13 protein-coding genes are annotated in these 14,350 nt (G+C 61.7%); 5 read left to right on the top strand and 8 right to left on the bottom strand.

What is annotated here, in order from left to right:
- Positions 1 to 2: 2 nt before the first annotated feature.
- The 3 genes from grxC to FDM28_RS17310 all read left to right on the top strand — a co-directional run bounded on the left by grxC (position 3) and on the right by FDM28_RS17310 (position 1,865).
- On the top strand, positions 3 to 266 hold the full coding sequence (gene grxC / locus FDM28_RS17300) for a glutaredoxin 3 (protein WP_138517422.1): 264 nt from the start codon (positions 3 to 5) through the stop codon (positions 264 to 266).
- Positions 267 to 350: 84 nt separating this feature from the next.
- A complete protein-coding gene (gene secB, locus FDM28_RS17305; RefSeq protein ID WP_138517424.1) occupies positions 351 to 794 on the top strand; it encodes a protein-export chaperone SecB in 444 nt (147 codons plus the stop codon).
- A gap of 51 nt (positions 795 to 845) precedes the next feature.
- The gene (locus tag FDM28_RS17310) at positions 846 to 1,865 is read left to right on the top strand and encodes an NAD(P)H-dependent glycerol-3-phosphate dehydrogenase (protein WP_138517426.1); all 1,020 of its coding nucleotides are present in this window, start codon (positions 846 to 848) and stop codon (positions 1,863 to 1,865) included.
- A gap of 17 nt (positions 1,866 to 1,882) precedes the next feature.
- Here the strand turns inward: FDM28_RS17310 and cphA are convergent, their stop codons facing one another.
- Both cphA and FDM28_RS17320 read right to left on the bottom strand, forming a co-directional pair.
- A complete protein-coding gene (cphA, locus tag FDM28_RS17315) occupies positions 1,883 to 4,456 on the bottom strand; it encodes a cyanophycin synthetase (protein WP_138517428.1) in 2,574 nt (857 codons plus the stop codon).
- A 7-nt stretch (positions 4,457 to 4,463) separates the two neighbouring features.
- On the bottom strand, positions 4,464 to 6,638 hold the full coding sequence (locus tag FDM28_RS17320) for a cyanophycin synthetase (RefSeq protein WP_138517430.1): 2,175 nt from the start codon (positions 6,636 to 6,638) through the stop codon (positions 4,464 to 4,466).
- Positions 6,639 to 6,818: 180 nt separating this feature from the next.
- Here FDM28_RS17320 and FDM28_RS17325 point away from each other — a divergent pair, with 180 nt between their 5' ends.
- Positions 6,819 to 9,077: a cyanophycin metabolism-associated ABC transporter gene (locus FDM28_RS17325; protein ID WP_138517433.1), complete on the top strand. Its 2,259-nt coding sequence runs from the start codon at positions 6,819 to 6,821 to the stop codon at positions 9,075 to 9,077.
- Entirely contained in the window at positions 9,074 to 9,565 is a 492-nt protein-coding gene (locus FDM28_RS17330; RefSeq protein WP_138517435.1) for a cyanophycin metabolism-associated DUF1854 family protein, read from the top strand. The genes FDM28_RS17325 and FDM28_RS17330 overlap by 4 nt, the downstream gene beginning before the upstream one ends.
- Before the next feature lie 46 nt (positions 9,566 to 9,611).
- Here FDM28_RS17330 and FDM28_RS17335 read toward each other — a convergent pair whose 3' ends face one another.
- The 6 genes from FDM28_RS17335 to FDM28_RS17360 all read right to left on the bottom strand — a co-directional run bounded on the left by FDM28_RS17335 (position 9,612) and on the right by FDM28_RS17360 (position 14,298).
- On the bottom strand, positions 9,612 to 10,172 hold the full coding sequence (locus FDM28_RS17335; RefSeq protein WP_138517437.1) for a DUF1569 domain-containing protein: 561 nt from the start codon (positions 10,170 to 10,172) through the stop codon (positions 9,612 to 9,614).
- Between the two features lie 15 nt (positions 10,173 to 10,187).
- Entirely contained in the window at positions 10,188 to 11,012 is an 825-nt protein-coding gene (panC, locus tag FDM28_RS17340; protein ID WP_138517438.1) for a pantoate--beta-alanine ligase, read from the bottom strand.
- A gap of 114 nt (positions 11,013 to 11,126) precedes the next feature.
- Positions 11,127 to 12,029, bottom strand: coding sequence for a 3-methyl-2-oxobutanoate hydroxymethyltransferase (panB, locus tag FDM28_RS17345; RefSeq protein ID WP_138517440.1), 903 nt, complete (start codon positions 12,027 to 12,029; stop codon positions 11,127 to 11,129).
- A 104-nt stretch (positions 12,030 to 12,133) separates the two neighbouring features.
- Positions 12,134 to 12,982: a segregation and condensation protein A gene (locus FDM28_RS17350; RefSeq protein ID WP_138517442.1), complete on the bottom strand. Its 849-nt coding sequence runs from the start codon at positions 12,980 to 12,982 to the stop codon at positions 12,134 to 12,136.
- A gap of 62 nt (positions 12,983 to 13,044) precedes the next feature.
- Complete coding sequence (locus tag FDM28_RS17355; protein ID WP_138517444.1) at positions 13,045 to 13,251, bottom strand: DUF3460 family protein; 207 nt, start codon at positions 13,249 to 13,251, stop codon at positions 13,045 to 13,047.
- Between the two features lie 24 nt (positions 13,252 to 13,275).
- Entirely contained in the window at positions 13,276 to 14,298 is a 1,023-nt protein-coding gene (locus FDM28_RS17360) for a DUF2167 domain-containing protein (protein WP_138517446.1), read from the bottom strand.
- Positions 14,299 to 14,350: the final 52 nt, after the last annotated feature.

Here is a 14,350-nt window from a genome sequence, read left to right on the forward strand (position 1 = left end):
ATATGCAAGCCGTCAAGATGTACACCACCGCCGTCTGCCCTTACTGCGTGCAGGCCAAGCGCATTCTCAAATCCAAAGGGGTGGAAACCATTGAAGAAATTCGTGTGGATGCCAACCCGGATGAGCGGATGAAGATGATGGAGCTCACCGGCCGGCGCACGGTGCCCCAAATTTTCATCGGCGACACCCATGTGGGCGGTTGCGATGATTTGATGGCGCTGGACAGCCGCGGCGGCTTGCTGCCTTTGTTGGGCGCTGCAGCCTGACATAATTCCCGCCAACGAATTTTGTTTTCGTAGCCCGTCGGTGTTGTGCCGGCGGGCTTCTGTTTATCTAGAGAGACTTTTGCCATGGCTGACCAAGATCCCGTATTCCAAATCCAGCGCGTTTACCTGAAAGAGGCTTCGTTGGAGCAACCCAATTCCCCCGCCATCCTGCTGGAGCAGGAGCAGCCCTCCGTCGATATCCAGCTGGGTGTGGAAGCCGCTCCTGTGGCAGAGGGTGTGTTTGAAGTGTGCGTGACCGCCACCGTGCAAACCAAAATCCAGGACAAGACCGTGTTCCTGGTGGAAGCCAAGCAAGCCGGTATTTTTGAAATCCGCAACCTGGCGCAAGAGCAATTGGGCCAGATCATGGGCATCGCTTGCCCGCAAATCGTGTACCCCTATTTGCGTGGCAACGTGGCGGACCTGATTCAGCGCGCCGGCTTCCCGCCCGTGCACCTGTCGGAAATCAATTTCCAAGCCATGTACGAGCAGCAGCAAGCGGAGTCTGCTGGTGGCCTGTCACAGTAAATTTCTGAGTGTTTTAGGCCTCTAGCGCCGATGGAATAAGCGCAAGCAGCTATGAAAATCATAGTGATCGGTGCGGGTGCCTGGGGTACCGCACTCGCGATCAGCGCCGCCCGCAACACGCGCAATCGCCACGAGGTCACCCTGTGGGCTCGCGACGCTGAGGCGGCGCGGGCGATGGAGGTAGACCGCGTGAACGCACGCTACCTGCCGGGTAGCGCCTTTCCTCCCGCCCTGATCGTGAGCGCAGCACCGCTGGACGCGGTGGTGCATCCAGATGGTGGCGCGGTGGACCTTGTCATCGTGGCAACTCCCATGGCGGCACTGCGCAGCACGCTGCAGCAAATCGCGACGTTGCCATGCCCGGTGGCGTGGTTGTGCAAAGGCTTCGAAGCACCTCTGAATGCCGGTATGGGCTTGCTGGGTCATGAGGTGCAACAGGCCGTGGCACCTCATTTGCGTGCCGGTGTGTTGAGTGGCCCCAGCTTCGCGCAGGAGGTGGCTGCCGGCATGCCCACTGCCTTGGTGGCTGCCAGTGCCCACGAGGAAGTGCGCATTGCGCTCGTGGATGCCTTCCACAGTGCCGAACTCCGCGTCTACGCGAATGACGACGTGGTGGGGGTGGAGGTCGGCGGGGCGGTAAAAAATGTGTTGGCAATTGCCACGGGCTTGTGTGACGGCCTGCATTTGGGGCTGAACGCCCGTGCTGCGTTGATCACCCGGGGTTTGGCCGAAATCACCCGCCTTGGCATGGCCTTGGGGGCCAAAGCAGAAACCTTTATGGGCCTGAGCGGTTTGGGTGATTTGGTGCTGACGGCTACTGGTGATTTGTCCCGCAACCGCAAAGTCGGTTTGGCACTGGCGCAGGGCAAGACGCTGGAACAGGCCGTAGCAGAGCTCGGCCATGTCGCAGAGGGCGTCTACAGTGCCCGTACCGTGTGGCAGCGTGCCTCCAGCCTTGGAGTTGCGATGCCGATCACACAGGGTGTGGTGGACTTGCTGGATGGAAAGTTGCAAGCCCACCAAGCCGTGATGGCTCTGATGGGCCGCGGGCCCGCTGCAGAGGTGTACTAAACCCGCCGCGGCGGGTTTTATTGTGCAGCTGCCACTTTGGCCGCAATGTGGGCCATGGCTTCTTCCACTTGGTCTACCAGCACCAGGCACAACTCGCCGGCTTGCAGCTTGTCCATGGCGGTATCAATCGCCAAAAATTCGCCGAATACCTCGGATTGCTGTTGGGTACGTTTGGCATTGACCAAGCCTTCGCGCAGCAGCGCCAGCACTTCGCCGTCGCTGCGGCCACGCTGGCACTGGTCTTCAAACATCACCACTTCATCAAAGGCATCGCCCAGGATTTCGGTTTGTTGCCGGATGTCCTGGTCGCGCCGGTCACCGGCACCGCTGATCACCACCGAGCGGCGGCTGGCAGGTAGCGCTTGGACGGCTTGTACCAAGGCCAGCATCGCATCCGGGTTGTGACCGTAGTCGGCAATCACGGTGGCGCCACGGTACTTGAACAGGTTGAAACGCCCGGCGGCGTTGTGGCTGTCGTTGGAAAAGTTGGCCAAGCCCTTGCGGATCACGTCCCAGCCAATACCCAGAGACCATGCGGCCGCGACGCTGGCCATCACGTTGTCCACCTGGAAGCCGATGGCGCCACCCAGGGTGATCGGCACATCCACCAAGGGAATGGACTGCAGCACGTCGCCCTTGCTGGCGATGAGGTGATTGCCTTCCACGTACACCACGGCTTGCCCTTGGGCGCGGTGGGTGGCCATCACGGCATTGTTTTTGTCGGCGGCAAAGAAAATCACGTCGCCTTTGCACTTGGCGGCCATGGCTGCCACGATGGGGTCTGCCGCGTTCAAGACGGCCGCGCCGGTGGGCGCCACGTTTTGCACGATGACCCGCTTGAGCACGGCCAGTTCGTTGACGGTGGTGATGTAGTTCAGACCCAGGTGGTCGCCGCTGCCCACGTTGGTGACTACGGCCACATCGCACTTGTCGAAAGCCAGGCCCTCGCGCAGCACGCCGCCACGGGCGGTCTCCAGCACGGCCGCATCCACATCGGGGTGCAGCAAGACGCTGCGTGCGCTCTTCGGGCCGCTGCAGTCGCCGGTGTCTATGCAGTCACCATTCACATACACGCCATCGGTGTTGGTCATGCCGACTCGCAAGCCGTTTTGCGTCAGCAGGTGGGAGATCAAGCGAACGGTGGTGGTTTTGCCATTCGTGCCAGTGACAGCCACGATGGGAATGCGGCCGTCCTGTCCCTTTTTGAACATGCTGCCGATGATGGCTTCGCCCACAGCGCGGCCTTTGCCGAAGGAGGGCGATAAGTGCATGCGCAGGCCGGGTGCTGCGTTCACCTCCACAATGCCGCCGCCTTGTTCTTCCAGAGGGCGCAGGATGGTGTCGCACACCACATCCACGCCGCAAATGTCCAAACCCACCATGTGCGCTGCGGCAATGGCGCGTGCGGCCACTTCCGGGTGCACGTCGTCCGTCACATCGGTGGCTGAGCCGCCGGTGGACAGGTTGGCGTTGTTGCGCAGGTTCACGCGCTGGCCTTTGGCCGGCACAGACTCCGCGTTGAAGCCTTGGGTCGCCAGTGTGGCTTTGGCAATTTCGTCAAAGCGGATTTTGGTCAGCGAGGTCGCATGACCCGAACCACGGCGCGGGTCTGCGTTGACTTGTGCCACCAGTTCGGCAATGGTGTGTACGCCATCGCCCACGACCTTCGGCGGATCGCGCCGCGCAGCGGCCACCAGCTTGTCGCCTACGACCAGCAAACGGAAATCGTTGCCCGGCATGAAGCGCTCAACGAGGATGTCGTCACGGAACTCCTTGGCGACGGCAAACGCCTTGAGCAGCTGCTCCTTGCTGGTGATGTTGACGGTAACGCCTTTGCCCTGGTTGCCATCGTTGGGCTTCACCACCACCGGCAAGCCGATGTCCTGGGCGGCGGCCCAGGCGTCTTCTGCATCCACCACCGAGCGTCCGCCGGGTACCGGCACGCCGGCTGCGGAGAGCAGCTTTTTGGTCAGCTCTTTGTCTTGTGCGATGGCTTCGGCGATCGCGCTGGTCACGTCCATCTCGGCTGCTTGAATGCGCCGCTGTTTGCTGCCCCAGCCCAAGCGCACCATGCTGCCTTCGGTCATGCGGCTGTAGGGGATGCCACGGGCTACGGCCGCATCCACGATGGAGCCGGTGCTGGGCCCGAGGCGGACGTCTTCGTCCAGCTCGCGCAGTTCTTCCAGGGCGGCGGGCAAGTCAAAGGGGGTGTCGTTGAGCGCGGCGTTGCATAGCTTCTCTGCCAGTTCCATGGCCAGGCGGCCTACTTCTTCCTCGCTGTATTCCACTACTACTTGGTACGTGTTTTCGTCCACGGTAGGGGTAGTGCAGCTGAACGTGACGGGGCAGCCTGCCTGCGCTTGCAAGCCCAAGGCCGCCAATTCCAGTACGCGGGCCAGCGATACGCTTTCTGCGTGCCCCACCGGCTGAAAAGGGCTGATTTCGGGAAAGCGGGCGCGCAGTTTGTCTTCAAATCCCGGGATGGAGGTGACGGCGGCCTCCTGGGCAGTGCACGTCACCACCGATTGAATGGCAGTGTGGTGGCTCCACAAATTGGGGCCGCGTAAGGCGCGAATGCGGGTGACTTCCATGGTGGGCTCAGTAAGGAGTTTTCTTGGGGTTGGATTCGAAGGTGCGCAGGCCGGCACCGATCAATTCCACGGGGATGTCGAGGGCCCAAGCCGCACCGATGGCGGCCATGACCATTTCAGGCTTGTCAGCCTTGGCGGGCTTGAGGGTGGCAAGCGGGAGTAAGGCCACTTCGTGGGCACCCTGCACCAAAACGATCTCGCCACCCCGCACGAAGAGGGCGCGGCCTTCTTTGGCACGGTGGGCCACTAGGGCGGCGTTGTCTGCGTCGGGTGCGTAGAAGATGACTTTGCCGTCGCACAAATCGGCCAGCTCCACCACTTGCGGATCGGTGGCATTGAGGACCGCGGTGCCGGATGGCAACACCACATCGACTTGCGTGCGCGCCACCTTGTAGGTTTGCTCCGCGTCCAGAATGTCGAACTCCGCCAGATCCGGGGTGCAGCTAATGTCAGTTACCACGCCCACGGCGCAGCGGTCATAGGCCAAGCCTTCGGCCAGGATCATGCGGCTGCTGTTTTCAAACACTGCAGCTTGTACCGAGCGGTTGATCAACAGGCGCTGGCTGGGCTCCCAATGGGCGCTGTCTTTGGCGTCGATCTGGCGACCATCCAGGTACAAGCCTTCGCTGCAGGCCAAGCCCACATGCTTGCCACTGATGTGCACCAGCCAGGCAATCAGGCGCGCCAAGCGGCCTGTGTGCTGGGTGCCGGTGACGCCGATGACAGGAATGCGTCCTTCCGCTTGTGGATCGAAAAGGTGTTCCACAATGGCCTTGCCCACATTGCGGGGCGTGCCGACGGCGGGCTTGATGTGGAAGAGCAAACCGGGGCTGGCGTTGACTTCAATCACCGCGCCGCGTTGGCTCTTCATGGGTTTGGAGCAGTCTTCCATCACCATGTCGATGCCGGCAATGTCCAAGCCCACAATGCGGGCCGCCAGCGCAGCGGTAGCCGCCACAGTGGGGTGCAGCTCATCGGTCACGTCCCAGGCCACGTTGCCGTTGCGCTGGATCAGCACTTTTTGGTCTTTCGCGGGCACCGATGCGGGGGTCAACCCGGCGCGGCGCAATTCCAGTTGTACTTCGGGGCTCTTGTCGGGCTCGATGGGGGAGAGGGGCAGCTCTTCCGCCTCGCCGCGACGCGGGTCGGTGTTGATTTGCGCATTCACCAGCTCGGTGACCGTGCTGGTGCCATCGCCGATGACCCACGCCGATTCGCCCCGTGCGGCAGCGACCACCCGTTTGCCCACGACCAGCAGTCGGTGTTCGTTTCCGGGAATGAACTTCTCCACGATAACGCTGCCACCACTTTGCTCCTTGGCCACGTGGAAGGCAGTTTCGATGCTGGCTTGGTCGGACAAGTCCAAGGTGACGCCCCGGCCATGGTTGCCGTCGTAGGGCTTGACGGCCACCGGCAGTCCGATGTCCTGGGCGGCTTCCCAGGCCTTCTCCGGCGAATTGACCAGCGCCCCCTCGGGCACCGGCACGCCGCAGGATTTGAGCAGGCTCTTGGTCAGATCCTTGTCGCTGGCAATCTCTTCGGCAATCGCCGAGGTCTGGTCGGTTTCTGCGGTCCAGATCCGGCGCTGTGCAATGCCATAGCCCAGTTGCACCAGGTTGCCTTCGGTCAGGCGGATGGACGGGATGCTGCGGTCGGTGGCTGCATCCACAATGTTGGAGGTGCTGGGCCCGAGGCACAGGGAGTCCACCATGTCACGCAGCTCGGTGATCTGCGCCTCCAGCGCGTACGCCGTGTCATTGACGGCCGCCATGATCAGGTCGCGGGCCACGACCAGTGCCTTGCGCCCAATCTGCTCTTGCCGGGTGCGGAAGGTAATTTTGTACACACCGGGCTTGGACATCTGGCGGGCCTTGCCAAAGCTGGTCTGCATGCCACTGAGGTTTTGAATCTCCAGCGCCACATGCTCCATGATGTGTGCCGCCCAGGTGCCTTCGCGCAAGCGCTCCAGGAAACCGCCGCGCACACCGGGGCTGCACTTGTGCTCTATCAGCCCCGGGAGCCAAGTCGTGAGCCGCTCGTAAAAGCCGGGCAGGGTGTTGGAAGGGTGGTTTTCCAACTCGCCAATGTCTACCCAGGCCTCGATGACCGGGCGGTAGGTCCAGATATTGGGCCCGCGGAGGTGGGTTACCCGGAGAATTTCAATATTTTTCTTGGCTGTCATGGCTTGTTGGAAAAGAGCGGTCCACCATTGTTACGCTTTGTGCGTTGTGTATTTTCGCTCACTGATGATGCGGAAACCGGCCTGAGTGCGCTAGCGCGTAGTATCGACTGCCTGAAGTGGGGTGTGCAGCAATGCATTTACCCCTCAAAAACTGATTCAAATTCACCCTTTTTGCGATCCATGACCACAGAAGCCCCTGCTTTATCCACGCTGTCCGGCGAATTGCCGACCATTTGGCGTGAAGCGGTCCAAAAACAACTACGCCCTCAAGAGAACGTGCTGGCCTCGCTGGAGGTTGACCTTGACCCGCAGCTGCGCTTTGTCAAAGGCCTGGTCGTACTGACTAACCAGCGCTTGCTGTCCTGCGACGGGGCCACGCAGGCGTGGGGCTCCTGGGATTTGCAAGCCGGGCAAACGTTGCTGCACCATGACCATGCGGGTGTGGGGCATATAGATTTGTTGGATGCCCATGCCTTGCTGGGCACCTGGCGATTTACCCTGGGCCAGAACCTATTGGCAATCCGGCTGGTGGACCAGTTTCAGGCCCAGCTGGAAAGCACCGTGTCCGGCCGCCCCTTGGCGCAGGCCTTGACCAACGTTTGCCCCAGCTGCAAGGCGCCCCTGGAGCCCGAGCAGGAAGAGTGCCCGGTGTGTACCAAGGTGGTCCACACCCCGCCCAGTACCTGGACGCTGTTCCGCCTCTGGCGTTTTGCCCGGCCCTATAAAGGCCAGTTGCTGTTGGGTTTTGTGCTGACCTTGTTAGGGACTGCCGCTAACCTGGTGCCGCCTTACCTCACGATGCCCTTGATGGACAACGTGCTGATCCCGTTCCAGAACGGACAAAAGATCGACCCCATGCTGGTGGGTATGTATATGGGGGGGCTGTTGGGCTCTGCCTTGCTGGCGTGGATCCTGAGCTGGGCCAAGACCTACATCCTCGCCCTCGTCTCAGAGCGCATAGGCGCTGATCTGCGCACCACCACGTACGAGCATTTACTGCGTTTGTCGCTGGAGTATTTCGGTGGCAAGCGCACCGGCGACCTGATGTCGCGCATCGGTAGCGAGAGTGACCGAATTTGCGTGTTCCTGTCTCTGCATCTGCTGGACTTCGCGACCGACGTGATCATGCTCACCATGACGGCCGTTATCCTGTTCTCCATCAACCCGTGGCTGGCGGTGGTGACCTTGGTGCCCCTGCCATTCATTGCGTGGATGATCCATTTCGTGCGGGACCGTCTGCGCACGGGCTTCGAGAAAATTGACCGGGTATGGGGTGAAGTGACCAACGTGTTGGCCGACACCATTCCCGGCATCCGTGTGGTCAAGGCGTTCGCCCAGGAGCGTCGCGAAGCCACCCGATTCCGCGAGGCCAACAAGCACAACCTCGCGGTGAACGACCGCATCAACAAAATCTGGTCTTTGTTTTCCCCCAGCGTCTCTTTCTTGACGGAGTTGGGCTTGTTGGTGGTCTGGGCCTTCGGTATTTGGCAGGTGTCCAAAGGCGAAATCACGGTCGGTGTGTTGACTGCCTTCATTGCCTATATCAGCCGCTTCTACGGCCGCTTGGATTCCATGAGCCGCATTGTCTCGGTCACGCAAAAGTCTGCTTCCGCCGCCAAGCGCATTTTTGACATTCTGGATCACGTCTCCAGCGTGCCTGAGCCGGTCAACCCGGTGCCCATGGGCAAAGTCCAGGGCAGCATAGAGGTGCGAGATGTGGGATTCCGCTACGGTAATCGTGAAGTCAACCGTGGGATCAACCTCAAAATCGCGCCCGGAGAAATGGTGGGGTTGGTCGGACACAGCGGCTCGGGAAAAAGCACGCTGGTCAACCTGATCTGCCGTTTTTACGATGTGTCCGAAGGCGCCATTCTGGTGGATGGGGTGGATATCCGCTCCTACGCCATTTCAGACTACCGGCAGAACATCGGTTTGGTGCTCCAAGAGCCCTTCCTTTTCTTCGGCACCATCGCGGACAACATCGCCTACGGCAAGCCGGACGCGACCCGTGCCGAGATCATCGCCGCCGCCCGCGCCGCGCATGCGCATGAATTTATCCTGCGCTTGCCACAGGGCTATGACTCCATGGTCGGCGAGCGCGGCCAAGGCTTGTCCGGCGGGGAGCGCCAGCGCATCTCGATTGCGCGTGCCTTGCTGATTGACCCGCGCATTTTGATTCTGGACGAGGCTACCTCGTCGGTGGACTCCGAGACCGAGAAAGAAATTCAGAAGGCGCTAGAAAATCTGGTGCAAGGCCGCACCACGATTGCGATTGCCCACCGGCTCTCCACGCTGCACCGGGCCGATCGTCTGGTGGTGTTGGACCGCGGCAAGGTGGTGGAAGAGGGAACTCATGACGCATTGATGGCCAGCGAAGGCGCGTACTTCAGTCTGTACCAGGCCCAGGCCCGCAACAACATGATGGAGGAGGCCGCATGAGCGCGCTGCACACCGTAACTGCCAGCCGCTTCACCCTGGAGCGCACGCCTTTCGGCAAGCTGGTGCTCACCAATGCATCCGGTGAGCGCTTTGAGGGCGTGGTGCCCGTGCGCGCCTTCCCGATTCAGTCGCCGGAAGACGGTATTTCGCTGGTCAGCACCGATGGTAAGGAGGTCGCCTGGGTGGACCTGCTGGCCGATGTGTCCCAGCCCGCCCAGGACCTGATCCGCGCGGAACTCGCCACCCGTGAATTCATGCCGGTGATTGAACGCATCGTGTCCGTCACCAGCTACTCCACACCCTGCACCTGGACGGTAGAAACTGACCGGGGTACCACCGAGTTTGTGCTGCGCGGTGATGAGGACATCCGACGCATCGGCAAAGACAACGCCTTGCTGATTGCAGACGCCCACGGCATTCAATATTTGGTGCGCGACCAGTTTGCGATGGACGCCCACAGCAAGCGGGTACTGGACCGCTTCTTGTAAATAAAAAGGCACCCGAGGGTGCCTTTTCTCATGAGGTCTGGGGTACTCAGGCTTTGATGGTGAAGCCCGACAGGTGTTGCGCGAGGTGCATGGCGTGCGCCTGCTCATATTGGGGTTTGGTCAGTGCGCCATAGGCGAAATGAGGCTTGAGCTCTCCACTCCACTGCGAAAAGGCTGCAATGGTTTTCTGCAAGCGTTCCACTGCCGCTGCAGCAGGCGTGTCACTTGCCAGCACCGGTGCGCCGGGAATGGGTTCCGCCAGGTTGTGGCTCATCTTGCCGCGCCAGCTGAACACGCTGAATGCGGCAGCACCCACGGTTTTCTGAAACAGGGCCGATTTGGGCTTGGGAAACCCGCTCATGGAAAACTCAATGCTTTGGGCGCAATGCTCCAGCGTTTGGCTCCAGCTGAACACAGCGGCGCTGTCCAGGGCCGGCGCCTGTGCAAGCCGCATGATTTCTTCGTGCGCTGCGGCCAATGTGCTGAATTGCAGCCCCCGGTCCTGCCCTGCGACACAAGCCGTCAGCATGCCGCCCGCAGCCCCTACGGCGAAGGTGGCGCCCCGGGTAAGGCAGGCGCGGCGTTCAGGGTTGAATTCGGTGGTCATGCTCGTTGCAACGCCTCAGATTTCCATGTTGTCGATCAAGCGGGTGCTGCCCAAGCGGGCGGCGGCCAACACCACTTTGGTATCTCCCGTCTGCGGCGTTTGCAAGTCGGCTTGGCGGCGCACGGCAACATAGTCGGGCAACCAGCCTGCGGCGCGCAGGGCTTGCATGCCGTCTTGCTCCAGGCGTGCGAGATCAGTTTCGCCCTGGCGTACGGCATCCACGATGTGGCGCAAGGTGCGCGATAGCAGCAAGGCTTCCTCGCGTTGTGCCGGGGTCAGGTAACCGTTGCGGCTGGAGAGCGCCAAGCCGGCCTCGTTGCGCTGGGTTTCACCACCCACCACATCAATCGGCAGGGCGAACTGTTTCACCATGTTGCGGATCACCATCAGCTGCTGGTAGTCCTTTTTGCCAAAGAGGGCCGTGCGCGCTTGCGTAACCGCCAACAGTTTCATGACCACCGTACACACCCCGATGAAAAAACCAGGACGGAAGTGACCTTCCAGAATGTCGGCCAGCTCGGTGGGCGGGTGGACCTTGAAGGTTTGCGCCTGCGGATACAGCTCGGATTCTTTGGGGGCAAACACGATGTCGCACCCAGCAGCCTCCAGATGCTCGCAATCGGCTTCCAGCGTGCGGGGGTAGGTGTCGAAATCTTCGTGCGGTGCGAACTGCAGGCGGTTCACAAAGATGGTGGAAATCGTCACATCCCCCAGCGGTTTGGCCTGACGCACCAGCGCCAGGTGACCCGCATGCAAATTGCCCATGGTGGGCACGACGGCAGGGTGACGGTACTGGCCAAGCGCCTCGCGCAGCTCAGAAATGGTGTGAATCAGTTGCATAGATAAACCGAAGGGAAGTTACGACCAGGGACACCGCAGAACCGGCTTGGCCGGGCTGCTGGTGTCGCCCCCTTGAGGGGGAAGCGCCGCAGGCGATTCAGGGGTGTTCAACGGTCACCACGCGTGGATGGCGTCGTCCGGGAAACTGCCGTTTTTGACGGCGGCTACATAGGCCTCCATGGCGCCCCGGATGCTGGTGGCCTCCAGCATGAAGTTGCGCACAAACTTCGGGTTCTTGCCCAGGTTCACGCCCAGCATGTCGTGCAACACCAGCACTTGGCCGGCCGTGCCTTTACCGGCACCAATGCCGATGGTGGCGCAGTGTGGCAGCTCGCGGGTCAACTCGGCGGACAAGGGGGCTGGCACCATTTCCAGCACCACCATGGAGGCGCCGGCGTCTTGCAACTCCAGCGCATGCTTTTTCATGACATCCGCCGCGGCGTCACCACGGCCCTGCACGCGGTAGCCGCCGAGGGCGTGTACGGTTTGCGGCGTCAAGCCCAGATGGGCGCACACCGGGATGCCGCGCTGCACCAAGAATTGCACCACCTCGGTGGTCCAGCCGCCGCCTTCGAGCTTCACCATGTGGGCGCCGGCTTGCATGATCACGCTGGCACTGCGGATGGCCTGTTCTTTGGACTCCTGGTAGCTGCCGAAGGGCAGGTCACCAATCAGCCAGGCCGTGCCTTGCGCACGGCGCAGGCCCCGCGCCACGCTTTCGGTGTGGTAGGCCATGTCTTCCAGCGTCACACCCACGGTGCTGTGGCGGCCCTGGCAGACCATGCCCAGCGAGTCGCCCACCAGAATGCATTCCACGCCGGCCGCGTCCGCCACGGCCGCAAAGGTCGCGTCGTAGGCCGTGAGCATGGTGATTTTTTCACCCCGGGTATGCATCTCCTGGATGCGGGGCAGGCTGATGGGCTTGCGGGTGGACGGCGCAGACGCCGGGGGCAGCGTGCCGTAGGGAGTCGCGTTGGTTGCGCTGGAGGCTTGTTCACCGGTCGGGTTCAGGGCCATGGAGGACTCCAAAAATCGGGATTACAAATCGGGCATGCCAAGGGTTTGGCGAAAGTGGGGCGAATACTAACCGCAGTTGGCCACCCGTATTTAGAGCGCGCGGTTCAGGCCGTGGAATACGCCAGGCGCACATAAATCGGCGCAAAGGCCTCGGCCTGGGTGATTTCGATCAGGGTTTCCTTGGCGAGCTCAAGCAACGCAATAAAGGTCACGACCAGCACGGGAACGCCCTGGGTGGTGTCAAACAGGTTTTCAAACCCCACAAAGCGCTGACCCTGCAGCTTTTTGAGCACGATGCTCATGTGCTCGCGCACCGAGAGCTCTTCGCGGCTGATTTTGTGGTGCTGCACCAGCTTGGCCCGCTTGAGAATGTCGCGCCAGGCGGTTTGCAGCTCGTCCACCGATACATCGGGGAAACGGGGCTTGAGGCTTTGCTCGATGTAGACGTTGGCCTTCAGGAAGTCGCGGCCGTACTGGGGAATGGCGTTCAGCCGCGCGGCGGCCAGCTTCATCTGCTCGTATTCCAGCAGGCGGCGCACCAGCTCGGCCCGGGGGTCTTCGGCTTCTTCGCCCTCGGCCGTCTTTTTGGGGGGCAGCAGCATGCGCGATTTGATCTCGATCAGCATGGCCGCCATCAGCAAGTACTCGGCGGCCAGCTCCAGATTGCGCTTGCGGATCTGCTCCACGTACACTAAGTACTGCTTGGTCACGCTCAACATCGGGATGTCGAGAATGTTGAAGTTCTGCTTGCGGATCAGGTAGAGCAGCAAGTCCAGAGGGCCTTCAAACGCCTCCAGAAACACCTCCAGCGCATCGGGCGGGATATAGAGGTCTTGCGGCATGGCGAACAGGGGTTCGCCATACAGGCGCGCAAGAGCCACCTGGTCCACCACGTCAGGCATCTGCCCGAGTTCGGCGACTCCGGGGGCAACGCCTTCGGTGCTGGAAGTCATGGTGCTATGAAATCAGGAGCTGCTCGCGCACATTTGGCGAGCGCTAGAGCCTGATTTAATGCTTAATCGTGCTTGGTCTGGTAGACGTAGGGTTTCTGTGCGACTTGGGCACTGCGAAAGCCCTTCCAGGCCATGCGGTCCACCACTTTGTCCCACAGCAGGGCGCGGCCCTTGCGCTGTTCGGCTTCCAGTGTGGGCTTGGTGACCTTGAGCTGGTCGATGAACTGGGTGGCGTCAGAGCGGTAGTCGGGGCGGCGGAAAATGTTCATGGGAATGTCCTTGTTTGCGGCATTTTAGTGGGTACTCACCTGGTCCGCGTGCGGATGGGGTGCCAGCGGCTGGGGCAGGGTGCGCTCGGGAGCGTCGCGCTCCACCACCAAGGTGTGGGCGAATTCGCCGTTGGCGAGCCCGGCTGCGTGGGCTTTGCGCCGTTTTTGGAGCCCCCACCACGCGGCCCCGCCCAAAGCGGTCGCCACCAGGCCGGCCAGCAGGGCGTATCGAGAGAGCCACCCCGTCAGGCGGGCCCAGCCGCCCTGTTGTTTGGCGGCGGCCGCGCCGATGACCAAGCCGGTCAGGCCATGGTCCGCCACCCGGTCAATCGTGGGGTTGAAGTCGGTGTAGCGCTTGCCAGGGGCAAATTGCAAGGCCTGGAGCAGGGCGTGTGCGTTGGGGCGGTAGTTGGGTAAAGCCTGGAGTGTGGTGACCAGGCCCAGGCTGAAATAGCCTTCGCGGCCCAGCACAAAGGTGTTGTAGTTCGCATCGTGCGGCTCAGTGGCGGGGGCGCCCCGGTCTTTGGACGATGTGGCCCACACCACATGGTGGTTGGCCGCGTCATAGCGGGGGGGCTGGACCCAGCCCAGGAGCTCGGTGGCCGGCAGGCCCTGCTTGACCCGTGCGGCATTGGCTGCACCGGTGCTGTCTTTGTAGCGGCTCAGCAGCTCTTTGGCATCCCAATCCGCAGCGTCTGCGTCCCGCAGGTAACCCACGGGTTCAAAGCGAATGGTCATGAACCAGGGGGCTTCGTTGTCTGGAAACACCAGGCCTTGCAGATGGGCGTCCTGGCCGGGGTTGCCCATGGCGGCCAGCACCTGGGCGGCATGGGGCTGGGGAATGTAGACATGGCCCGCCGGCAAGGCCAGCTGGGCTTGCAGGGTGTCGCGTACGGTCAGGGGGATGGCTGCCGGGCCGGCAATCGACGCCGCCTTGGCCTCTGCCCAGATGCGGTCAGTTTCCTCTTTGCTGAGGGTCTGCGCGCTGCCCAGTGCATGCCAAAAGCTGATGCACAGCAACAATATCTTCCATAAACCGTGTTTCATGGGTGCCCCAGGCTGCCAGTAACCAAACGACTTTCATTCTGGCATAGCCCGG

It is taken from the genome of Rhodoferax bucti, assembly GCF_005876985.1.
In the GTDB taxonomy this organism is placed as follows: Bacteria; Pseudomonadota; Gammaproteobacteria; order Burkholderiales; family Burkholderiaceae_C; genus Allorhodoferax; species Allorhodoferax bucti.

What these genes read in the sequence shown, in the direction of transcription:
- grxC (WP_138517422.1), top strand. Translation starts at nt 3, where the DNA reads ATGCAAGCCGTCAAGATGTACACCACCGCCGTCTGCCCTTACTGCGTG.
- secB (WP_138517424.1), top strand. Translation starts at nt 351, where the DNA reads ATGGCTGACCAAGATCCCGTATTCCAAATCCAGCGCGTTTACCTGAAA.
- FDM28_RS17310 (WP_138517426.1), top strand. Translation starts at nt 846, where the DNA reads ATGAAAATCATAGTGATCGGTGCGGGTGCCTGGGGTACCGCACTCGCG.
- cphA (WP_138517428.1), bottom strand. Translation starts at nt 4,456, where the DNA reads ATGGAAGTCACCCGCATTCGCGCCTTACGCGGCCCCAATTTGTGGAGC.
- FDM28_RS17320 (WP_138517430.1), bottom strand. Translation starts at nt 6,638, where the DNA reads ATGACAGCCAAGAAAAATATTGAAATTCTCCGGGTAACCCACCTCCGC.
- FDM28_RS17325 (WP_138517433.1), top strand. Translation starts at nt 6,819, where the DNA reads ATGACCACAGAAGCCCCTGCTTTATCCACGCTGTCCGGCGAATTGCCG.
- FDM28_RS17330 (WP_138517435.1), top strand. Translation starts at nt 9,074, where the DNA reads ATGAGCGCGCTGCACACCGTAACTGCCAGCCGCTTCACCCTGGAGCGC.
- FDM28_RS17335 (WP_138517437.1), bottom strand. Translation starts at nt 10,172, where the DNA reads ATGACCACCGAATTCAACCCTGAACGCCGCGCCTGCCTTACCCGGGGC.
- panC (WP_138517438.1), bottom strand. Translation starts at nt 11,012, where the DNA reads ATGCAACTGATTCACACCATTTCTGAGCTGCGCGAGGCGCTTGGCCAG.
- panB (WP_138517440.1), bottom strand. Translation starts at nt 12,029, where the DNA reads ATGGCCCTGAACCCGACCGGTGAACAAGCCTCCAGCGCAACCAACGCG.
- FDM28_RS17350 (WP_138517442.1), bottom strand. Translation starts at nt 12,982, where the DNA reads ATGACTTCCAGCACCGAAGGCGTTGCCCCCGGAGTCGCCGAACTCGGG.
- FDM28_RS17355 (WP_138517444.1), bottom strand. Translation starts at nt 13,251, where the DNA reads ATGAACATTTTCCGCCGCCCCGACTACCGCTCTGACGCCACCCAGTTC.
- FDM28_RS17360 (WP_138517446.1), bottom strand. Translation starts at nt 14,298, where the DNA reads ATGAAACACGGTTTATGGAAGATATTGTTGCTGTGCATCAGCTTTTGG.